Genomic DNA, 20,884 nt, shown 5'->3' on the forward strand with positions numbered 1-20,884 from the left:
ATTAAGATAGGCGGACGGAATGACGGACAAGAGAGGCGGCAAATGGCACTGATCGGCTATGCGCGGGTATCGACGGCGGAACAGGACACCGCCTTGCAGACGGATGCGCTACGCAAGGCAGGCTGCGAGCGCGTTTTCGAGGACACGGCTTCCGGGGCCAAGGCCGACCGCCCCGGCTTGGCTGATGCGCTGGCCTACCTGCGCGACGGCGACGTGCTGGCCGTCTGGCGGCTGGATCGGCTCGGGCGCTCTATGCCGCACCTAATCGAAACGATAGGCGCGCTGGAAGCGCGAGGCGTCGGCTTCCGTTCTCTGACGGAAGCCATCGACACCACCACGCCAGGCGGGCGGCTCATCTTCCACGTGTTCGGCGCGCTGGGCCAGTTCGAGCGCGACTTGATCCGCGAGCGCACCAAGGCCGGGTTGACTGCCGCCGCCGCTCGTGGGAGGAAGGGCGGGCGAAAGCCGGTTGTCACCGCCGACAAGTTGCAGCGAGCGCGGGAGCACATCGCCAACGGGCTTAATGTCCGAGAGGCCGCTACACGGCTCAAGGTGAGCAAGACGGCCCTGTACACCGCGCTGCAATCCACCAGTGCAGCCGACTCCTGATATTCCGTGCAGTCGTCTTCTGAAAATGACATCACGCGCAGGTAGATGCGTGCGACTTTCATGCGGGCCTCCTGGTCATTTTGGGTATAGGGAAAATGACCATTGTTTCACGCCTAGCCAAAAAGGGAAGGTTCCCGGTTCAAATGTCGTTTTCAGAAGACGGCTGCACTGAACGTCAGAAGCCGACTGCACTATAGCAGCGGAGGGGTTGGATCCATCAGGCAACGACGGGCTGCTGCCGGCCGATTCTGTTGAAAAAGTAGCGGCCTCTCCATACCGTTGGCAAAATTGCTCTGTCAGCGAGCGTGGGGGCGAACAGCATGATGGGGCAGTTACCGGGAGGACAGCAGCGCCTGTTCTACTCGTTCAACCTAGAAGATCACGTCCCGGCTCAACACCTCCTGCGCAGCATCGACCAGTGCCTGGATCTTAGTGATCTGCGCGCCTACCTGGCGGACTTCTATAGTCCCATCGGACGCCCCTCGATTGACCCGGAATTGATGGTGCGCATGCTGGTCGTCGGCTACTGCTATGGCATTCGTTCCGAGCGGCGATTGTGCGAAGAGGTGCACCTGAACCTGGCCTATCGCTGGTTCTGCCGGCTGGGTCTGGAAGACGAAGTCCCCAATCACTCGACCTTCTCGAAGAATCGCCATGGGCGTTTTCGTGACAGCGATCTGTTCCGCTGGTTGTTCAATGAGGTGCTGCGGCGTTGCATGGCAGCCGGCCTAGTCAAGGGCGAAGGTTTTGCCGTCGACGCTAGCATCATCAAGGCGGATGCCAGCCGGCAACGTGGGGTAGCGGGAGATGAGGTCGATTGGAACGATCCAAAGCTCAGCAGCCGCGCAGTGCGCGAGTACCTCGAAGCCCTTGATGAAGAGGCGCTGGCTGAGGCTCTTCCCAAGAAAATTTCGCTCACAGATCCTCAGTCCCGTTGGACAGCAGCGCCAGGTGGGCCGGCCTTTTTTGCCTACTCCACGAATTACCTGATCGACACTGAGCACGGTGTGATCATGGACGTGGAAGCTACCCCGGCGCACCGTACCGCCGAAGTCGATTCGACTAGGACGATGGTTGAGCGTGTCAAAGCTCAGTTCGATCTCACACCGGAACGCCTTATCGGCGATACCGCTTATGGCACCGCCCCGATGCTGGCCTGGATGGTCGAAGAAAAGGACATCGAGCCGCATGTGCCGGTGTGGGACAAGACTGAGCGCAAGGACGACAGCCTCTCCAGTAACGACTTCCACTGGAACCAGGAGGCCAATGAATACCGCTGCCCAGCCGGCAAACCACTACGCAGTGAGTGGCGCGCCTTCACCCAGAAAAGATCGCGGGTGACCAAGGCCCACACCATCATTTATCGCTCCAGCCAAACCGACTGCACTACCTGTCCGCTGAAAGCGAAATGCTGCCCCAACACGCCGAATCGGAAGATCGTCCGCAGTATCCATGAGGCTGCCCGCGATGTGGCCAGGCGCATCGCCAAGACACCGGAATACCTCGTCTCTCGCTGCGAACGAAAGAAGGTGGAGATGCTGTTCGCCCACCTCAAACGGATCATGAAACTCGATCGTTTACGACTGCGCGGCCTGACAGGTGCCACTGACGAATTCACTTTGGCGGCGGCGGTGCAGAACCTGCGACGCATGGCCAAGCTTTTGCCTCAAGGGCCACCGCTCACGGGATAGGTACGCCTGCTGAGAGCAGAAACCTTCAAATTAACCCTCAGGCCTGAGCAAGGACGCTCAGCGAAACGCCGAAAGGCAACCTGAAGTGGCTTGCAGTCACTTCGACAGCAGGCACACCTGATCGGCAGGCCGCCGCTAAACCTACTTTTTCAACAGAATCGGCCATCAGCGGACGCAGGGAGGACTTTCCGCAACCGGCCGTTCGATGCGGCACCGATGGCCTTCGCGCAGGGGTAGTGAATCCGCCAGGATTGACTTGCGCTGCCCTACCTCTCACTAGTGAGGGGCGGCAGCGCATCAAGCGGTGAGCGCACTCCGGCACCGCCAACTTTCAGCACATGCGTGTAAATCATCGTCGTAGAGACGTCGGAATGGCCGAGCAGATCCTGCACGGTTCGAATGTCGTAACCGCTGCGGAGCAAGGCCGTCGCGAACGAGTGGCGGAGGGTGTGCGGTGTGGCGGGCTTCGTGATGCCTGCTTGTTCTACGGCACGTTTGAAGGCGCGCTGAAAGGTCTGGTCATACATGTGATGGCGACGCACGACACCGCTCCGTGGATCGGTCGAATGCGTGTGCTGCGCAAAAACCCAGAACCACGGCCAGGAATGCCCGGCGCGCGGATACTTCCGCTCAAGGGCGTCGGGAAGCGCAACGCCGCTGCGGCCCTCGGCCTGGTCCTTCAGCCACCATGCCCGTGCACGCGACAGCTGCTCGCGCAGGCTGGGTGCCAAGCTCTCGGGTAACATCAAGGCCCGATCCTTGGAGCCCTTGCCCTCCCGCACGATGATCGTGCCGTGATCGAAATCCAGATCCTTGACCCGCAGTTGCAAACCCTCACTGATCCGCATGCCCGTTCCATACAGAAGCTGGGCGAACAAACGATGCTCGCCTTCCAGAAAACCGAGGATGCGAACCACTTCATCCGGGGTCAGCACCACCGGCAAGCGCCGCGACGGCCGAGGTCTTCCGATCTCCTGAAGCCAGGGCAGATCCGTGCACAGCACCTTGCCGTAGAAGAACAGCAAGGCCGCCAATGCCTGACGATGCGTGGAGACCGAAACCTTGCGCTCGTTCGCCAGCCAGGACAGAAATGCCTCGACTTCGCTGCTGCCCAAGGTTGCCGGGTGACGCACACCGTGGAAACGGATGAAGGCACGAACCCAGTGGACATAAGCCTGTTCGGTTCGTAAGCTATAATGCAAGTAGCGTATGCGCTCACGCAACTGGTCCAGAACCTTGACCGAACGCAGCGGTGGTAACGGCGCAGTGGCGGTTTTCATGGCTTGTTATGACTGTTTTTTTGTACAGTCTATGCCTCGGGCATCCAAGCAGCAAGCGCGTTACGCCGTGGGTCGATGTTTGATGTTATGGAGCAGCAACGATGTTACGCAGCAGGGCAGTCGCCCTAAAACAAAGTTAGAAAAGGAAAAGTATGAGCAAGTTATCTGTATTCTTTATATTTTTGTTTTGCAGCATTGCTACCGCAGCAGAGTCTTTGCCAGATTTAAAAATTGAAAAGCTTGATGAAGGCGTTTATGTTCATACTTCGTTTGAAGAAGTTAACGGGTGGGGCGTTTTTCCTAAACATGGTTTGGTGGTTCTTGTAAATGCTGAGGCTTATCTAATTGACACTCCATTTACGGCTAAAGATACTGAAAAGTTAGTCACTTGGTTTGTGGAGCGTGGCTATAAAATAAAAGGCAGTATTTCCTCTCATTTTCATAGCGACAGCACGGGCGGAATAGAGTGGCTTAATTCTCGATCTATCCCCACGTATGCATCTGAATTAACAAATGAACTGCTTAAAAAAGACGGCAAGGTTCAAGCCACAAATTCATTTAGCGGAGTTAACTATTGGCTAGTTAAAAATAAAATTGAAGTTTTTTATCCAGGCCCGGGACACACTCCAGATAACGTAGTGGTTTGGCTGCCTGAAAGGAAAATATTATTCGGTGGTTGTTTTATTAAACCGTACGGTTTAGGCAATTTGGGTGACGCAAATATAGAAGCTTGGCCAAAGTCCGCCAAATTATTAAAGTCCAAATATGGTAAGGCAAAACTGGTTGTTCCAAGTCACAGTGAAGTTGGAGACGCATCACTCTTGAAACTTACATTAGAGCAGGCGGTTAAAGGGTTAAACGAAAGTAAAAAACCATCAAAACCAAGCAACTAAATTTCTAACAAGTCGTTGCAGCACGCCACTACGTGGCTGGACAGTTTGTAAGTTGCGCTTTTGTGGTTTGCTTCGCAAAGTATTCCACAACGCGCAACTTACAAACTGCCGCTGAACTTAGCGTTAGGCACCAATGGATAGTTCGCCGCTCGTCAGGCCTGTTGAAACTACCGATTCGGCCAGTTGGCTAAGCATGCGCTGTGAGCTGTGGCCAGATGGCACATGTCAAGAGCACCAGTCAGAGATCGCAGAATTTCTGTCCGGAAAAGTCGCCCGGCCTGCTGCTGTCCTCATTGCTGTAGCACCCGACGGAGAAGCACTAGGGTTTGCCGAGCTTTCGATCCGCCCGTATGCGGAGGAGTGCTACTCCGGCAACGTTGCGTTCTTGGAGGGTTGGTACGTTGTGCCAAGTGCGCGGCGTCAGGGCGTAGGTGTAGCTCTGGTAAAAGCCGCCGAGCATTGGGCTCGTGGTCGCGGATGCACCGAATTCGCCTCCGACACTCAACTTACCAACAGCGCAAGCACCTCGGCGCACCTGGCGGCTGGATTCACGGAGGTTGCTCAAGTACGCTGCTTCCGGAAACCGTTGTGAGGGGCGCCGCGTTGGTGCCTAACAATTCGTTCAAGCCGAACTTGCTTCGTTACACCAAAGCCATGGCAGAAAGAGCTTGCCATGGCTTTGGCTCCACTACGCAAGTCGGCTTAACTCAGGCGTTGCGCGCCGGCACTCGCAGTTTTTGAGCCTTGCACACCTGAGTGACTTCGCGGTGAAAGGCCGCTAGGCTGCGCTTCTGCTTGGTCAGGAACCGCTTTTGCAGTAGCTCGTGGATGACGCGCTCGACCGGTTCCGGCAAGCGCCCCTTACCTTTACCTCCACCGGACTGGCCGGGCACCAGATCCGTCACGAGGCCGCTGCCTTGCCGGGCACGCCGGATCAGAACGTATACCTGGCGCCGAGACAAGCCCAGCGCCTGAGCCGCCATATCGGCCGCTTCGTGCCCGACCGTCTCCGACTGCGCCAACGGACTGATGATCTCCGCACGACGGCGCGCACGCTCCCAAGCCTCATCAGGCAGAGTGGCCACGCCTTGTTCTGGAATCCGTGGGGTGTCCGTCGCCATGCTCACCTCGCTTTGGTGCACACGAGTATTGAGCATAGTCGAGATTGGTGCAGATCACTTCTGATATTGAACTGTCAGGAGCTGGCTGCACAACAGCCATTACGCCCAATCAACTGGTGCAGTCGTCTTCTGAAAATGACAATGCAGGGCGTGTCGCAAAACTTAGGACTTATGCGACGCTTACAATAAATTCCTTGGCCTTGAGCCAAGATGGCGCCACAATGGCGCCCATGAAAGCCGACCGCAAAGATTCGCGCTCTAGTGCGCTGGAACGTATCAATCTGCGCCTCACTCCCGAGGTGCTGAAAGCCATTGATGCCGAATGCTCGCGCCGGGCCGGCAGCGTATCGCGCAACACTTGGATTACCGAAGCCGTGACGGAACGCCTGGGGCGTCTCGCTTCGTCATCGCACCCGCAAGGTGCAGGGGGAGCCAATGGCTAATTTCTATGAATTTTTCGCCGGCGGCGGCATGGCCCGCGCCGGCCTTGGCCCCGACTGGCAATGCCTGCTCGCCAACGACTTCGACCCGAAGAAGGCGGCCAGCTACGCCGCGAATTGGGGCGCCGATCATCTGCGCGTCGGCGACGTGGCCGCGCTGACCACGGCCGACCTGCCGGCCGGCGCTGACCTGGCTTGGGCCTCGTTCCCTTGCCAAGACCTTTCCCTGGCCGGTGCCGGCGCTGGCCTCAAGGGCGACCGCTCCGGCACTTTCTGGCCGTTCTGGCAGCTCATCAAAGCCCTGGGGGATGAAGATCGAGCGCCGCGCCTGGTGGTGCTGGAAAACGTGTGCGGCGCCCTTAGCTCGCATGATGGCAAGGACTTCGCCGCGATCAGCTCGGCCCTGTCGAACAACGGCTATCGGTTCGGTGCCGTGGTCATCAACGCCGTTCATTTCCTGCCGCAGTCCCGCCCACGTCTGTTCATCATCGGCGTGCGCAAATCCTCGCCGATTCCTCGCGCCCTGGTCGCCAGCGGCCCGGAAGGGGAATGGCATCCGTCCGCGCTGGTCGAGGCTTACGGCAAGCTCTCGAAGCGTGCGCAAAGCGCATGGGAATGGTGGCGCCTGCCGGCGCCTCCGGCCCGCACGTCGATCTTTGCCGACCTAGTGGAAGATAAGCCGCACGGCGTCACCTGGCACACGGCCGCCGAAACAAAGAAGCTGCTCGGCATGATGAACCCGCTAAACCTGGCGAAAGTTGAAGCCGCCAAGAAAGCCGGCGGCCGCCAGGTCGGCACGATCTACAAGCGCACCCGCGCCGATGGCCCGAACGGCGAGAAGGTGCAACGCGCCGAAATCCGTTTCGATGACGTGGCCGGTTGCCTGCGCACGCCTACCGGCGGTTCAAGCCGTCAAACCATCATGGTGATTGAAGGCAAGCGCGTTCGTTCGCGTCTGCTGTCGCCGCGCGAAGCGGCCCGCCTCATGGGCTTGCCGGACACCTACGCGCTGCCCAAGAACTACAACGATGCTTATCACCTGGCCGGCGATGGCGTGGCCGTGCCGGTCGTGCGCTTCCTGGCCGCACATATCCTAGAACCGCTGCTAGCGGCGGCCTTGGCGGTCGAGAAGAAGGCGGCGTAATGACGGACTTGGTAACGGCCCTGCGGGACTTCAACAAAGATCGGAAATTCAACCGCAAAGGCCCGCTGTGCGTTGCGTTGGTCGTCACGCAGCACGCCCGAAAGGGTCTGCCGCTCAACCCCGACGAGCTGCTGACCGAAGCCGGCGGCCAGGTTCTCGGCCTGGGCCGTGGCGCGGTGCAAGCGGTTCTGAACCGCCACGACATTACCCGCGTTTTAGCCGCTGAAGGCGGCCGCACCAGTCGCGGCAGCATCAGCAACATGCGCGAATATGTGGCCTTCCTCAACGGCCTGGCCGCCGGCGGCACGGTCGATCTCGATGCCGTTGAAGCGTTCTGGATTGAGCGCGTGCATGAGTTCTTTTCCGCCAAGCCCTTCAAGATTCGCCTGGACGCCTCGCGCAGCTTGCGAACGCTGGTGCGCGACATGATCGCCCAAGCCGAAGAACGACAGCGCAACACGCCGGGGATGCAGTATGCCGGCGCGGTGCTGCAACACCTGGTAGGGGCCAAGCTCGATTGCGCCCTGGGTGCCGGCAACTTCGATCACAACAGCTTTTCAACGTCTGACGCTCAAACGGGCCGCAATGGCGATTTTTTCATTGGTGATGTGGCTATCCACGTCACCACGGCACCCGGCGAAGCTGTCATTGGTCGGTGCCGCGACAACATCGACGACGGCCACCGGCCAATCATCGTCACGACAGGACGAGGGCTGACGGTTGCCGAAGGGCTGGCCGAAAATGCCGGCTTGGGCGAACGCATCGACGTTTTCGAGGTTGAGCAGTTCATAGCCTTGAACCTCTACGAGCTGGGCAAGTTCGCGGCCGAAGGCCGGCGCGTGGCCGTGGGGGACGTGGTAACGCGCTATAACGAGATCGTGGAAGAAGTCGAAACCGACCCAAGCCTAAAAATCGAGTTTCGCCAATGACCAATAAAGCCGCCACCATCAGCGCCGCCGTTCCTGCGAACGTGAAAGCCGAAGCTGCCGCCGTCGCGGTAGCGCACGGCATGAGCCTGGCCGCCCTGGTGCGCGAGCTGGTGGCCCGTGTAGCTGCCCATGACGCCGAAACACTGGCCTGGCTCGATGAGGCCCGCCGATGAGCCGCCCGCGCTACACGCTCGATGAGCTGCTGGCCGAATCCGACTATTCACAGCCGCTACCGCCCGAAGAACGCGAATGGGTCGATGCGCCCGCCGTTGGCCGCGAGTGGCCGGCCTGCGAAACCCTGGAAGGCGAGGGGCTGGCCAACATCGCCAGTCCCGACGATGACGGCCGCGACGGTGGATCTCATCGCCAGAAGTGACGATGCAAGATCCAGACGTGAAAAGGGCGGCCACTGGCCGCCCTTCTTGTTCCTGGTCGCCGTTACCGGCTCGCGTTCCAGTCTGCCATCTTCAACTGCGCCAGGGCCGATTCAGCGTGCAGCCTCTCCAATGCGGCCGCCTCGCGGGCGCGAAGGGTGGCAAGCGATACCGCCAGCAGCTCGCGCCGCTCGGCCGACAAGCCAGGTTCGCGTAGCTCGGCCTCGATGCTGTCCATTGTGTTCTGCGCCCGGCTCGCCGTGACCTGGTAGGCGTCATAAGCCGCCTGGACGGGGGCCATGATCGAAAAGCGGGACGCATCGGCATCCTGGCCGGCGTGCGCGGTCGAAGCCATCAGAAGGGCGGCCACGGCCGCCAGCGGGAAGGAATTGCGAAGTTTCATAGCTGTTGCTCCAAAGGTTGGGGATTCATCGGAACGCCGGCGGCGCCCGGTATCGACCTGGGCGCAAGCGCCCGGCCTTCGAGTTCCTGGCAGGCTTACCGGCTGCGCTCGATCAGCTCTGTTGCCACGGCCAGCGCCGTGCCGATCGGCACGGCCTGGGTAAAGGCGGCATCGGAATGGCTGACCACGCCGACAGCTTCACCTCTCGCGCTGACGACAAGCCCGCCCGAGTTGCCGCCAGTCACGGGCGCGTCGATCTGCAAGGCTTCATCAGCGGAAAACCGGGCGCTTTCTGCATACCGGCTCACAATGCCCACGCTCACGCTGAACCCTCGGCCGCCAGGTGCGCCGATGGTCAATACCGGCTGGCCCTGAATCGGCATGGCTCCCGTCTTGATCGGCTGGCCGGGTTCGCTGACGCGCAACACGCCCACGTCGCGCCGTAGGTGGGGTCGGTTCCGGCTGAGGGCGAAATGACACCCTAAGCGTTAGCTCTGTGTCGTTGCACGATGTCAGCGACGGTATTCTTGCTGATACCGAGCTCGCGTGCGATCCAGCGATAGCTGCGTCCCTCGGCCCTCATCGCAACCACCTTAGGCAAAAGTCGGTCTGATTTTGGTCGCACTCCGGCCTGACGACCAAGCCTCTTACCACGTGCCTTCGCAACAGCAAGGCCTGACTTGACCCGCTCGCTGATGAGATCCCGCTCAAACTCCGCAATGCCGGAAAGAAACGTCGCCAGCATTCGTCCATACGGCGACGAAAGATCGAACGCCATTCCATTCATGGCTATCACGGAAACCTTCCAGTTCTCCAGTTCACGTAGCGTATTGAGCAGATCGAGCGTCGAGCGCCCCCACCGGGAAAGCTCAGTGACCAGGATTGCATCAATTTGTCTGGACTGGGCAAGCGCCAGGACTTTCTTTCGCTCGGCCCGGTCGAGTTTAGTTCCTGAACCTGTTTCCTTAAATATTCCCACCACGTCGTAGCCGGCACGGCCGGCGAAGGCTCGCAGATCAAATTCCTGGCGTTCACAAGACTGATCCGCTGTTGAAACCCGGCAGTAAATGGCGGCACGATGTCCCAATTGAACCCTCCTGGATTTTTGTATCGGAACGCCCTGATTTATATGGGCTGGCTGTTGTCCAAAACAGACTATACTTCAAAAGGGACGAATTTGTATGTCACGACGCCATATTTTCACCGAACGGCAGCGAGCAGCGCTGTTCGATCTGCCCACGGACGAACTGTCGCTACTGAAGTTCTACACGCTGGGCGATGATGACCTGGAAAACATTAGGCAGCGCCGCAGACCGGAAAACAGGATTGGCTTTGCCCTGCAACTTTGTGCCTTACGATATCCGGGCCGTGCACTGGCTCCTGGTGAGATGATCCCGCGTGAAGTCCTTTCCTTCGTCGGTGCTCAGCTTGGAGTTCCGGCTGATGCGCTTCTCACTTATGCCACACGGCGCCAAACCCGTCAGCAGCACATGGACACGCTGCGCGAAATTTACGGCTACAAGACCTTCACGGGCCGTGGTGCCCGTGATCTGCGGGAGTGGACTTTCGGCCAGGCCGAAGATGCCAGATCAAACGAGGATCTTGCTCATCGTTTTATTGTGCGGTGTCGGGAAACTTCCACCATTCTGCCCGCAGTATCGACAATCGAGCGCTTGTGCGCGGATGCTCTGGTCGCCGCTGAGCGGCGGATTGAAACGCGGATTGCGGAAAATTTAACAGCGGATGTTCGCGATCACCTGGACAAACTTCTGAGTGAAATGCTCGCCGGCAATATCAGTCGTTTCATCTGGCTTCGCAACTTCGAGGTTGGTAACAACTCGGCTGCTGCTAACCGTTTGCTCGACAGGCTCGAATTTCTGCGTACCCTGAATATCAATCATAGTGCTTTGGCCAGCATACCTGCCCATCGCATTGCCCGGCTGCGTCGGCAGGGTGAACGCTACTTCACCGACGGTTTGCGTGACATCACTTCGGACCGCCGCTGGGCGATCCTTGCCGTCTGTGTTGTGGAGTGGGAAGCGGCGATTGCTGATGCCATAGTCGAAACCCATGACAGGATCGTAGGAAAAACCTGGCGGGAAGCGAAGCGCCAGCATGACGAAACAATTTCCGGCTCTAAAGCCACACTCACGGATACGATCCGTACCTTCACCGCGCTGGGAGCTTCGTTGCTTGAGGCCCGCAGTGACGGAACCCCGCTGGAGATGGCTGTCGCCAGTTCGGTTGCATGGGACCGGCTCGCTCAACTGGTAGCGACAGGGACTCAACTCAGCAACACGCTAGCCGATGAGCCTCTTGCATATGTCGGGCAGGGATACCATCGCTTTCGTCGTTATGCGCCCCGCATGTTGCGCTGTCTGAAGCTCGAAGCCGCGCCGGTCGCCGGACCATTGGTAGCAGCAGCTTTGTCGATCGGAGAGATGAAAGGTGTTGCATCGCCAGAAAGGCGTTTCCTGCGGCCCAGCTCCAAATGGAACCGTCATTTACGAGCTCAGGAAAAAGGAGATACCCGTCTTTGGGAAGTGGCGGTACTCTTTCACCTCCGGGATGCTTTTCGTTCCGGAGATGTCTGGCTCGCTCATTCGCGCCGCTATGGTGACCTCAAGCAGGTACTGGTGCCGATGATCGCGGCGCAGGAAAATGCAAAACTGGCCGTGCCTTCCAACCCACAGGATTGGCTGGCAGACAGAAAGGCGCGACTCACGATCGCTCTTAAGCGGCTGGCCCGGGCTGCCCGTAACGGCACTATTCCGCACGGTAGCATAGAAGATGGAACGTTGCGGATCGACAGGTTGACAGCAGACGTGCCGGATGGTGCCGAGGCACTCATACTGGATCTGTATCGCCGAATGCCGTCCGTTCGGATTACCGACATGCTGCTTGAAGTTGATGCAGCCCTTGGTTTCACAGATGCGTTTACCCATCTGAGAACCGGGGCTCCATGTCGCGACCGGATCGGTCTGCTCAACGTCCTGCTCGCTGAAGGGCTCAATCTGGGCCTGCGTAAGATGGCGGAAGCTACAAACACGCATGATTACTGGCAGCTCTCACGCCTTGCCCGCTGGCATGTTGAAAGCGAAGCCATGAACCAGGCATTGGCAATTGTGGTGGCCGCGCAGGGTAAACTGCCGATGTCACGCGTCTGGGGGATGGGCACGTCAGCATCGAGCGATGGTCAGTTTTTCCCGACAGCGCGGCATGGCGAAGCCATGAACATGGTCAATGCCAAATATGGTTCTGTTCCCGGCCTCAAAGCGTATACTCACGTAAGCGACCAGTTCGCGCCATTCGCTTGTCAGTCGATCCCGGCGACCGTGAGCGAGGCACCGTATATTCTCGATGGACTACTGATGAACGAGGTCGGTCGCCATGTTCGCGAACAGTATGCCGATACAGCAGGATTCACCGACCATTTGTTCGGAGCCAGTAGCCTGCTCGGCTACAATCTCGTTCTGCGAATCAGGGATCTGCCATCGAAGCGGTTGTACGTATTTAATCCCGATACGACCCCCAGGGAGTTACGCAAGTTGGTAGGTGGAAAAGCCCGGGAGGATCTTATCGTTGCGAACTGGCCTGATATTTTCCGTTGTGCCGCGACGATGACCGCTGGCAAAATCAGGCCCAGCCAACTCCTGCGCAAGCTCGCTTCTTACCCACGACAAAACAACCTTGCAGTTGCGCTTCGTGAAGTTGGTCGTATTGAACGGACCCTTTTCATTATTGAGTGGATCCTGGATACGGACATGCAGCGGCGTGCTCAGATCGGTCTTAACAAGGGAGAGGCCCACCATGCGCTCAAAAATGCGCTCCGTATCGGGAGGCAGGGGGAAATTCGCGATCGCACGACAGAGGGGCAGCACTACCGAATCGCTGGGCTCAATTTATTGACTGCGGTGATCATTTACTGGAATACCGTCCATCTTGGTCATGCCGTCACGGAGCGGCGGAACGAAGGGTTGGATGTTCCCCCTGAATTTCTTCCCCACATATCCCCATTGGGCTGGGCGCACATTCTACTGACTGGCGAATATCTTTGGCCCAAGGAACCGAAAGCTTAGGGTGTCATTTCGCCCTCAGCCGGAACCGACCCCTAGGTCAAGGCCGATCAGCTCGGCATCCAGCCAGCGCCCGGCGGCCGTCTGCACGCGATAGCCGCTCTTGCCGTCGATGACGTGGGCGGCGGTGAGGACATACCGGCCATCTGCGATAAACGCGCCGCTGCCGATGGTCTGCCAGTGGCGCGGCTCCTGGTCGCGGCTTTTCAGCCAGAAGCGGACAGCGCCAAGGGCGGCCGTCGCCGGGTTGGATTGAACGCCAGGAACAAGCCAGACGCGGCTTTCATCGTCCGGCCTGGTGACAAAGGGCAGGGCGGCCACGTTCACGGCGGACGGGATGACCTGGGGAATGATGCGCGGCCAGTCGGCGGCATCCGGCACGCCGTCGCCCTGGCCGCGCAAGGCGGCGGCGGTGATGCCTTCCGCAATGCTCCGGCTCCGGGCTGAATAGGCGTCGTTGTCATGTTCGGCGAAGCGGTAAAGGGCGTTTGCGTTCGCCTCGGTCGTGGCGACGGTGTAGCCGGCCACGGTCAGGGATGCGCCCGCCAGGATGTAGGCCGCCAGGGCTGTGCGGCGCCAAGTCTGCGCCTTCATCGTGCGCCCCCCTTGCCATCGGCCGGCGGCTGGATAGTGCCGTCCATGATGGCATCGCGCACGGCGACATCACCGGAATTGAGCCAACCGGCGTGCGTCCGGTAGGCGTGCCAGAACATGCCGCCAGTGCCGATCAGGACGGCCAGCGAAACGGCAAAGGTAATCCGATATTTCGTTAGGTCGCGGCGGGTGCCGCCAGTAACATTGCAAGTAGCCATGATTTCACCTCTATGTCAGGTGGGTTGTGGTCAGGTGTCCAGGTGGGTTGCCGCCTTCCTGGGCACCGCTTTTTAGCGGCTGAAACTGCGGGACTGCTCCCGATCTTTCGCCGCCTTCTCCTTGAACCGTTCTGCGATCTCCCGCGCCCTGGCTTGCTTCACCTGGTCGCCGTTCTCGTTGTCCCGGTTCAATTCCTTTGCCAGCGCCTTTGCCTGCTGGCCGTTGATCTCGTTCAGCTCGACTTTCTGGCTTGCGTCCAGCTCGACGCCCTGGCCCGACTGCTCGGCTTCGATAGCCTGGGATTGCTGCGCGGCCGCCCGGCCGTGGCGTTCCAGGCGCTCAAGGTCTTTCGCCTCGCGGCGCTCCTGGGCCTGTTCGATCTGCTTGGCGTAGCCCTTGGCAAGTTCTTCGTTCGTCGGTTCGGTGCTGCTCATCGTCGTTCCTCCTGGCGTAAAACATAAAATATCATTTACTCATTGCATCATATCACAATGAGCAAATGAGTAAAAACATTTTTCTCATCTGCTGAAACCATCGCGGCCGCGTTCCTGCTCACGCTGCCGCTGTCGGCTGCGCGTGATTTCCTGCGGATTGCGTGCATACCTGTCGGCAAGCTCGCGCTGCATCTTGTCCAGCTCGACGGCCTGGCGCTCCTTGGGCATTGCGTTGAACCTCTCGATGCGCCCGCGCAGCTCGTCCGGCAGCTCGCGCCAGGCGCTCGGGTTGCGGTCGGAGTAGCCCGCAAAGCCTGCCTGCCGCTTCACCGCCAGCGCCCGGAACTGGCTGACTTCCATCTTGGCGTGCGCCTCGGCCCGCTTGCGGTCTTGTTCGCTGACCTGGACGGCCGCCGGGCGCTCCGGCTCGGCCTTGGCCTGGGACGGCTGCGCCAGGCCCGCAAAGGCCCGCTGCTGGCCTTCCTGCATGATGGCCGCCGAATGGTGCCGGGGGTCTTTCCCGGCCGCGTGGAACTCCTGGGCGACGGCAAGCTGTGCCTTCGCCACGTCCAGGGCCAGGCCGCCGCCTGCCGCCTCGGCACGCTCGACACCGGCGCGGAATCCGGCCAGCGGGTCGGGTGCCGGGCGTTCGGCCTGGGGCCGCTGCTGCGGCGCTACCTGCTCGCCGCGTTCCTCGCTGACCTGCTGCCGGAACTTCGCCGCGATCTCGGCCGCCCGGCGCTTCTTCTCGTCCTCTGGCGTGCGCTCGATCTGCTGCGGCCGCTGCACGGTCGGCGTGCCGGCAATGTCGGTCGCGGGCATGAGGTCGGGGCGGCCGTGGCGTTCCAGGTTGCGGCGCAGGCCGTCGCGCATCTTCCCGGCCAGCTCGGCCACCTTCGCCCGGCCGCGTTCCAGCCAACGGCGCATGACGCTCTCGCCGTCGAAGCCGCGCCGGTCGGCAAAGTCCAAAGTGCTTTCCTTCGGACGCTCACGGCCTAGCACCTGGGCCAGCTTGCCGGCGGCCAGCTCGGCCGCGCCGCGAACGTGCCAGGTGTTGCGCTCGGCCGTGGTGCCGTCTGGCAGGCGGACGGTTTCAGAGCCGCCATGTTCCAGGCCGATACGGTCGCCTCGCTTCGCGCCGCTGGCCGCAATGGCGCGTTCAAGATCGACGCCCCAAATGGTGTGCCGTTCGCCCTTGTCGTTTTCCAGAGTGGCAAAGTAGCTGGCTCGGTTCTCCGGCTTGTTCTCGTAGGGCGCTGCGCCATGATCGACCAGGCGGCCGACGCGGCGGTCGGTGAAGTCGTCGGCTCCTGCAAACAAGGTCGCCGCCTCGCGGTGCCGAGTCATGCCGACATAGGCAAGGCTTCTATCCATGCCGGGGGTCGCCAGCAGGTAGGCCCTATCGACCGTGACGCCCTGGGCCTTGTGGATGGTGACGGCGTAACCATGATCGACGGCGGCATATTGCGCGGCCTGGAACCGGCGGGCTTCGCCGCTGTCCAGGCGCACGGCCAGGCTTCCATCTTCCGAATGCTCGACGGTGCCAAGAGTGCCGTTCTTCACGCCAAGGTCGCGGTCGTTTTTCAGGAACACGATGCGGTCGCCTGGGGCAAACTCCCGGCCGCCGCGCTCGGTCATAAAGCGGGCCGTGCCGCGCAGCTCGCCACGTTCTTTGCGGGCCTGGCGCACGGCTTCATTGAGCGCCTGCACGTCCTTATTGCTGTGCGCAAGGATGATCTGGCTACCCTTGCCCTGGTCGCCGACATAAGCGGCCGCCAGGCTGTCGCGGGCGGCGTCCCGGCTATCGTGGATTTTGACGTAGCCGCGCTCGGCATAGGCCGCCAAGCCATCGGCAACAGAACCGCGCGCAAGCTCCTGGCCGGCGGCACGCGCCCATGCCTCTTTCTGGCGTCGAACCTCGGTGATTTCTGCCGCGCCGACATGCTGCACCACGCCACGGAAAGCCGCGCCCGCCTCGATGGCGGCAAGCTGCTTGTCGTCGCCCAGCAGGACGACTTTTGCCCCGGCCTGCTCGGCGGCTTTCAGGACGCGGCCAAGCTGGCGGCTGCCGATCATGCCCGCTTCGTCGATCACCAGAACATCGCGGGAAGTGAGTTTGTCCTTTCCGTTCTTCCAAGCAAATTCAAGGGATGCAAGCGTGCGGCTGTCGATGCCGCTGCCCGCCTGCAATTCGTCGGCCGCCTTGCCCGCCAGGGCCGCGCCGCGCACGTTGAAGCCCTGCGCTTGCCATGCCTCGCGTGCAACCTTCATCGAGAACGATTTGCCTGTGCCGGCGTCGCCGATGACCACGGCCAGGCTGCCCGGCTTGAGAACGTGCCGAACGGCGTTTTGCTGCTCTGCCGATAGGGTGCCTGCGCCGTCAATTGCCGCGTTCGTGATGGGGCTAGAAACGCCATGCCTGCCGGTTCTCGCCAGGCGCTCGGCACTGTCCACCATGCCGCGCTCGGTGTCGATCATTTCGCGGGTGGAGAACTTCGCCGGGTCGCGTCCGCTGGCCGGTTCCAGCTCGACAAGCAGCGGCGATTGTTCCAGCCTGGCAAGCAAGCCCTGGAACTGGTCGGCATCGTCAATGTAGCGGTTCAGCTCTGCGGCAATATCGCGGCGCGTGAATACCGCTTGCGTGGCCGTGAGCTTGTCTAGGATGATCTCCGGCCGCTCGACAATCTGCCGCGCCTGCTCCTGCCGGTCGGCGTTGTGAATGTCGATGCGGTCGGCTTCCAGGCCGCGCCTATCCATCGCCACGGCATCGCTGCCGATGTGCTTGGTTGGCGTGAGTTCCACGCCCTGATCTGCATAGCTGCGATGATCTACGCGGGCGCTGATTCCAGCCCGCTCTAGCGCCTCGTTTGTTAGCTCGGCCCACTGTTGGCGAATCTCGATGATGTCGCCCTGGCTTGTGCCAGGAATGCCAGCCTTCTGCCTGTCTTTGTTCGCCAGCTCAATGACGGCCTTCGCGCCTAGCGTTCCATCCGCACCAATGGTTCGCGTGGTCGCCAGCATATGAACGTGAAAATTCCGGTCGTCGCCCTCCTTGTCTGGCGCGTGAATGCACACATCCACGGCCACGCCGTAGCGGTCGGCGATGGCCTGCCCCATCTGCGTTGCCAGCTCTTTACGGTCGGCTTCGTTCAGCTCATGCGGCAGGGCTGCCCGCCACTCTCGGGCCACTCGCGCATCTTTTCGTTTCTCGGCGGCCTCGGCGGCATTCCATAGGGCGGCGCGTTCGGGAACCGGCACGCCTGCGGGCGTGACGATCTCGGACGACAACACGCCGCCTTTTCTGGTGAAGTCGAACACTTCGCCGGTGCGCTCATCTACCAGCGACGACGCGGAACGATAGGCGGCAGCGGCCACGGCACTATGCCCGGCCGCCCGTCCTATCGTGTGCGTGTTCAAGTGGTAGATCGCCATTTTTCCCTTGGCGTTTAGCCGCTAAAAGGGGTGCCGGGGTGTCCCCGGCCGCATGAGGGTTGCGCAGCAACCCGTAAGTGCGCATTTCGCTTTCGCTCCATGACTATACCAGCGCCGCGCCTTCCCCGCCAGCCTTGCCGGTGGTAAGATCGTGTGCGCATAACCCACAATCTCGAAAGGAGCTATGACGATGGCACGCAAGACGTTATCCGAACGCAAGGCCGACAAGCTGGCCGAACTGAACCGCATCAAGGCAGAACTGGCCGAACTGGAAAGCAAAGCGGCTGAGCGCATCGGCAAGATTGCCCTCTCCGCTGGCCTCGGCGATCTCGACATTGAAGACGCCGAACTGCGGAAGGAGTTTGAGGCTATCGCCTCGAAATTTCGCAAAAGCGAAGGCAAGCAAGCTGCCCCGATGGCGGCAACGCCTAGCGCAGATTGAGCGCAATTTAGGACGCCTTCGGATGAACGCCAGGAGAGAAGATGCCCGCCGGAAAATCCAGCTCGGCGGCTTGGTCATCAAGTCCGGCATGGCGGGCTATCCGGTTTCCGTGATTTTGGGCGCTTTAACCCTCGCGGCCGGTGCGCTCAACGGGCCAAATGCTGACGCCACAAAAGCACGCTTTGAGGCGGCAGGCGATGAGGCTTTTTCCGATGATGGAGAGGACGGCGGCAACCGTTCCTAGCCGTCAATTCAACCTGACATAGAGGTGAAGCATGATGGACGTTAGAGAATTTTTGGCGAGATTGTGGGCCGCTGTCGTAGCGGTATTTTTTGGAGCATTCGTGCTGTCGTTGGCGAACACGGCGCACGCCCGCGTTTTCCCTGAATGCAACCCAGCGGCAGAGGCCGCGAAGTTCTACGGCGCGGAAGATGCGGATGCCTGGGTGAAGCGCGTTTGTGATGCGCAAGAGGCGGCATTCCAGAAGTGGGAAAACAGCCTGCAAGCCCTGGATGTTGGGCAGCAGGATTTGGCGATGGCGACGAATGCCGGGAACTGGCAAGCCTACCGCGACAAGTGGGCCGAATTGCTGCCAGTGCTGAAAGAGCTGGAAGCCGCTGCACTGGCGAACCGGAACGCGCCAGGCGCGGCAAACATCCTTAGCTTGTATCGCAATGACCTGGGCTTGTTCTTGCAGAATGCGGGCCTTTCCTCGGCCGGTAGCTTGGACGATTTCAGCGACCGGATTCTGGCGGGCCTGGACGGCGAGCGGCCAGCGGCGGCGGCAACGGCCGGCGTCAATGTCGTGCAGCAGTCCGTGACGCGAGGCGTTGAGTTCGGCAAGGGCATCGGAACGGCCCAAGCGGAAACGATTCTTGCGGAGTATCGCGCCCAAGTGCAGCAGCGCGGCGCGGAACGCATGGAACAGCTCGGCGGCTCGACCGTGAGCGGCTATTTCGGCGGCTTCGGCGAGCGCATCAAGGCGGCTTTCGGCGGCTGGTTGTTCTACCTGGTCACGGTCTGCTTTGTCGGCGCGTGGCTGGCGCACAAGCGGCGGCAGAACCCTGTGACGGTCGGCACGGCCGTTGGCCTGGCCTTCCTCGTTCCATCGGTCGGCATGTTGCTTCTGTTCGTGTTCGCGCCGTTCATTCCGGGCTGGTTCATCCTCGCCGCGACGGTCGCCGGAACAGTGGCAACGTATCTGAACGCGGGCCGGGTGTTCGGCTGGCTCGCGGGCCTGGTCGGCGCGGAGTCTCCGACAGGAAAGCGGCTGCGCATCCTCGGCGGGACAATCGAAAACCTGCGCGGCCAGGTGCAGCCCTCCGGGCCGGTCACGGCTGCCGGTGCGGCGGTCGCTGCGGTCGATAACAGCAGCACGCATCCGCTCGGTTCGCATGGCTCGGCACGGTGGGGAACGGTCGATGAAATCCGCCAGGGCGGCCACCTTGTCGCGCCCGGCAAGCCGGGCGGCTTCGCCCTGGGCCGGGTGTCCGATGCGCCCGCCGGTCTCGATCAGCGTTTCCGCTTTACCGGCCATGTTGTGACGGTCGCCCCTACCGGCTCCGGTAAGGGCATTGGCGCGGTGATTCCGAACCTCTTGGACTATCCCGGCTCGGCCCTTGTGCTGGACGTGAAGGGCGAAAACGCGGCCGTGACGGCGCGCGCCCGCCGGGCGCTCGGCCAGGCGGTCTATTCGGTCGATCCGTTCGCGGTGAATGGCGACGGCGGCGCGGCCTTCAACGTGCTTGACCGGCTCGACGTGTGGAACCCGGATTGTGTGAGTGAATCGGCCATCCTGGCCGATGCCCTGGTGATCGCTGAAAGCAAGGGCGATGCCGTGCATTTCGATGAATCGGCAAAGAACTTCCTGCAAGGCTTGATGCTGCACGTTGCCGGACTGGATGACACGGAACGCCGGAACCTGGGCGAACTGCGGCGGCTGCTGACGGCGGGGGAAGCGGAATTTTTCGACGTGTTGGGCGCAATGGCGGCCGACGATACGGCGGCCTTCGGCATCCCGGCCAGGGCGGCCAATACGCTCATGGGCATGGCCGACAAAGAGCGTGGTTCCGTGCTTTCGACGGCCCGCCGGAATACGGCATTTCTCGATGACCCGCGAGTGTCGGCCGCGCTGTCGCGCTCGGACTTCGACCTGTCGGAAATCAAGGCCACGGCCATGACGGTTTACCTTGTCATGCCGGCAAACCGCATCGGCCCGAATGCCCGCTTCCTGCGCCTGTTCATCAGCTCGGTGATTGCCGCGATCACGTCCAGCAACGTGCAGCCCGCGCACCGGGTCGCCTTCCTGCTCGATGAGTTCGGCCAGCTCGGCTACATGAAGCAGATTGAGGATGCCGTGAGCCTGCTTCGCGGCTACGGCCTGGCCTTCTGGGTGTTCATTCAAGACCTGTCGCAGCTCAAGGGCACCTATCCGAAGTGGCAAACCTTCCTGGCTAACAGCGCCAAGTCGTTCTTTGGCACCGACGACTACGACACGGCCAAATACATCAGCGACAGCCTGGGCAAAGCCACGATTGAGTTTGAGACGGAAAACACCGGCAAGAACAGCGGTAGCGGCCTATCGGGCGGCGGCGGCTCGATGAACCGGGGCAAGAGCACCGGCACCAGCCAGCAATTCACCGGCCGCGAGCTGCTGACGCCGGATGAGGTCATGCGCCTGGGGCCGGAGCATCCGATTGTCCTGGTGCGCGGCGAACGGCCCTACTTGCTCGACCGGCTGAACTACCTGGCCGATGCCGAATATGCCGGGCGGTTCGATGCGAACCCCTACCATAGCTAAGG

Annotated in this window: 20 protein-coding genes and 3 pseudogenes; 13 read left to right on the plus strand and 10 right to left on the minus strand. The window is 61.0% G+C overall.

The genetic code is table 11. From position 1 onward, the window contains the following. Window positions 1–42: 42 nt before the first annotated feature. On the plus strand, window positions 43–609 hold the full coding sequence (locus ACM0M4_RS31375) for a recombinase family protein (protein ID WP_003159185.1): 567 nt from the start codon (window positions 43–45) through the stop codon (window positions 607–609). A gap of 320 nt (window positions 610–929) precedes the next feature. Further along, on the plus strand, window positions 930–2,300 hold the full coding sequence (locus ACM0M4_RS31380; RefSeq protein ID WP_065285146.1) for an IS1182-like element ISCfr1 family transposase: 1,371 nt from the start codon (window positions 930–932) through the stop codon (window positions 2,298–2,300). A gap of 266 nt (window positions 2,301–2,566) precedes the next feature. Here ACM0M4_RS31380 and intI1 read toward each other — a convergent pair whose 3' ends face one another. Next, window positions 2,567–3,580, minus strand: coding sequence for a class 1 integron integrase IntI1 (gene intI1, locus ACM0M4_RS31385; protein WP_000845048.1), 1,014 nt, complete (start codon window positions 3,578–3,580; stop codon window positions 2,567–2,569). A gap of 152 nt (window positions 3,581–3,732) precedes the next feature. Here intI1 and ACM0M4_RS31390 point away from each other — a divergent pair, with 152 nt between their 5' ends. Further along, complete coding sequence (locus tag ACM0M4_RS31390; protein WP_032490175.1) at window positions 3,733–4,473, plus strand: xeruborbactam-resistant subclass B1 metallo-beta-lactamase IMP-10; 741 nt, start codon at window positions 3,733–3,735, stop codon at window positions 4,471–4,473. Window positions 4,474–4,606: 133 nt separating this feature from the next. Then, window positions 4,607–5,065, plus strand: a complete 459-nt coding sequence (gene aac(6')-Il / locus ACM0M4_RS31395) for an aminoglycoside N-acetyltransferase AAC(6')-Il (RefSeq protein ID WP_013263788.1) — start codon at window positions 4,607–4,609, stop codon at window positions 5,063–5,065. 121 nt (window positions 5,066–5,186) lie between these two features. On the opposite strand, the pseudogene ACM0M4_RS31400 reads toward aac(6')-Il, so the two are convergent. Together ACM0M4_RS31400 and ACM0M4_RS31405 are read right to left on the minus strand one after the other, a co-directional pair. Beyond that, window positions 5,187–5,594, minus strand: a pseudogene (locus tag ACM0M4_RS31400) (helix-turn-helix domain-containing protein); the annotation flags it as partial. A 74-nt stretch (window positions 5,595–5,668) separates the two neighbouring features. Then, a pseudogene (locus tag ACM0M4_RS31405) lies at window positions 5,669–5,734 on the minus strand (hypothetical protein); the annotation flags it as partial. Between the two features lie 90 nt (window positions 5,735–5,824). Here ACM0M4_RS31405 and ACM0M4_RS31410 point away from each other — a divergent pair. From ACM0M4_RS31410 to ACM0M4_RS31430, 5 genes and pseudogenes are all read left to right on the plus strand, one after another. Continuing rightward, entirely contained in the window at window positions 5,825–6,037 is a 213-nt protein-coding gene (locus ACM0M4_RS31410) for a hypothetical protein (protein WP_041855125.1), read from the plus strand. Further along, complete coding sequence (locus tag ACM0M4_RS31415; protein ID WP_049237285.1) at window positions 6,030–7,178, plus strand: DNA cytosine methyltransferase; 1,149 nt, start codon at window positions 6,030–6,032, stop codon at window positions 7,176–7,178. The genes ACM0M4_RS31410 and ACM0M4_RS31415 overlap by 8 nt, the downstream gene beginning before the upstream one ends. After that, the gene (locus ACM0M4_RS31420) at window positions 7,178–8,107 is read left to right on the plus strand and encodes a DUF4928 family protein (protein ID WP_049237288.1); all 930 of its coding nucleotides are present in this window, start codon (window positions 7,178–7,180) and stop codon (window positions 8,105–8,107) included. The genes ACM0M4_RS31415 and ACM0M4_RS31420 overlap by 1 nt, the downstream gene beginning before the upstream one ends. After that, window positions 8,104–8,280, plus strand: coding sequence for a hypothetical protein (locus tag ACM0M4_RS31425; protein ID WP_168928449.1), 177 nt, complete (start codon window positions 8,104–8,106; stop codon window positions 8,278–8,280). The genes ACM0M4_RS31420 and ACM0M4_RS31425 overlap by 4 nt, the downstream gene beginning before the upstream one ends. Beyond that, window positions 8,274–8,387, plus strand: a pseudogene (locus ACM0M4_RS31430) (AbrB/MazE/SpoVT family DNA-binding domain-containing protein); the annotation flags it as partial. The gene ACM0M4_RS31425 and the pseudogene ACM0M4_RS31430, both read left to right, overlap by 7 nt. Window positions 8,388–8,545: 158 nt before the next feature. Here the strand turns inward: ACM0M4_RS31430 and ACM0M4_RS31435 are convergent. The 3 genes from ACM0M4_RS31435 to ACM0M4_RS31445 all read right to left on the minus strand — a co-directional run bounded on the left by ACM0M4_RS31435 (window position 8,546) and on the right by ACM0M4_RS31445 (window position 9,971). Then, the gene (locus tag ACM0M4_RS31435; protein WP_049237293.1) at window positions 8,546–8,884 is read right to left on the minus strand and encodes a hypothetical protein; all 339 of its coding nucleotides are present in this window, start codon (window positions 8,882–8,884) and stop codon (window positions 8,546–8,548) included. Between the two features lie 95 nt (window positions 8,885–8,979). Continuing rightward, on the minus strand, window positions 8,980–9,312 hold the full coding sequence (locus ACM0M4_RS31440; protein ID WP_434324282.1) for a trypsin-like peptidase domain-containing protein: 333 nt from the start codon (window positions 9,310–9,312) through the stop codon (window positions 8,980–8,982). A gap of 53 nt (window positions 9,313–9,365) precedes the next feature. After that, window positions 9,366–9,971: a recombinase family protein gene (locus ACM0M4_RS31445; RefSeq protein ID WP_000509966.1), complete on the minus strand. Its 606-nt coding sequence runs from the start codon at window positions 9,969–9,971 to the stop codon at window positions 9,366–9,368. A gap of 94 nt (window positions 9,972–10,065) precedes the next feature. On the opposite strand from ACM0M4_RS31445, the gene ACM0M4_RS31450 reads away from it, so the two are divergent. After that, complete coding sequence (locus ACM0M4_RS31450) at window positions 10,066–12,963, plus strand: Tn3-like element Tn5403 family transposase (protein ID WP_001553819.1); 2,898 nt, start codon at window positions 10,066–10,068, stop codon at window positions 12,961–12,963. 15 nt (window positions 12,964–12,978) lie between these two features. Here the strand turns inward: ACM0M4_RS31450 and ACM0M4_RS31455 are convergent, their stop codons facing one another. The 4 genes from ACM0M4_RS31455 to traA form a co-directional block, all read right to left on the minus strand. Next, window positions 12,979–13,554 carry a hypothetical protein gene (locus ACM0M4_RS31455; RefSeq protein ID WP_434324283.1) on the minus strand — a complete coding sequence of 192 codons (576 nt, stop codon included), beginning with the start codon at window positions 13,552–13,554 and terminating at the stop codon, window positions 12,979–12,981. Then, complete coding sequence (locus tag ACM0M4_RS31460; RefSeq protein ID WP_015670328.1) at window positions 13,551–13,772, minus strand: hypothetical protein; 222 nt, start codon at window positions 13,770–13,772, stop codon at window positions 13,551–13,553. Before ACM0M4_RS31460 ends, ACM0M4_RS31455 begins: the two co-directional genes overlap by 4 nt. 72 nt (window positions 13,773–13,844) lie before the next feature. Then, window positions 13,845–14,207: a hypothetical protein gene (locus ACM0M4_RS31465; RefSeq protein WP_043314386.1), complete on the minus strand. Its 363-nt coding sequence runs from the start codon at window positions 14,205–14,207 to the stop codon at window positions 13,845–13,847. 84 nt (window positions 14,208–14,291) lie between these two features. Further along, window positions 14,292–17,639, minus strand: a complete 3,348-nt coding sequence (gene traA / locus ACM0M4_RS31470; RefSeq protein ID WP_221345581.1) for a Ti-type conjugative transfer relaxase TraA — start codon at window positions 17,637–17,639, stop codon at window positions 14,292–14,294. 190 nt (window positions 17,640–17,829) lie between these two features. Here traA and ACM0M4_RS31475 point away from each other — a divergent pair, with 190 nt between their 5' ends. Genes ACM0M4_RS31475 through ACM0M4_RS31485 form a run of 3 tightly spaced genes read left to right on the plus strand, consistent with a single transcriptional unit; the run spans window position 17,830 to window position 20,882 of the window. Next, the gene (locus ACM0M4_RS31475) at window positions 17,830–18,081 is read left to right on the plus strand and encodes a TraC family protein (protein ID WP_074227098.1); all 252 of its coding nucleotides are present in this window, start codon (window positions 17,830–17,832) and stop codon (window positions 18,079–18,081) included. Between the two features lie 22 nt (window positions 18,082–18,103). After that, window positions 18,104–18,325 carry a conjugal transfer protein TraD gene (locus ACM0M4_RS31480; protein WP_074227096.1) on the plus strand — a complete coding sequence of 74 codons (222 nt, stop codon included), beginning with the start codon at window positions 18,104–18,106 and terminating at the stop codon, window positions 18,323–18,325. Between the two features lie 31 nt (window positions 18,326–18,356). Next, window positions 18,357–20,882 (plus strand): type IV secretory system conjugative DNA transfer family protein, encoded by a 2,526-nt coding sequence (locus ACM0M4_RS31485; RefSeq protein ID WP_074227094.1) that lies wholly within the window; start codon window positions 18,357–18,359, stop codon window positions 20,880–20,882. Window positions 20,883–20,884: the final 2 nt, after the last annotated feature.

Origin of the sequence: Pseudomonas sp. 18-147 (assembly GCF_051048045.1) — a bacterium.
GTDB lineage: Bacteria > Pseudomonadota > Gammaproteobacteria > Pseudomonadales > Pseudomonadaceae > Pseudomonas > Pseudomonas aeruginosa.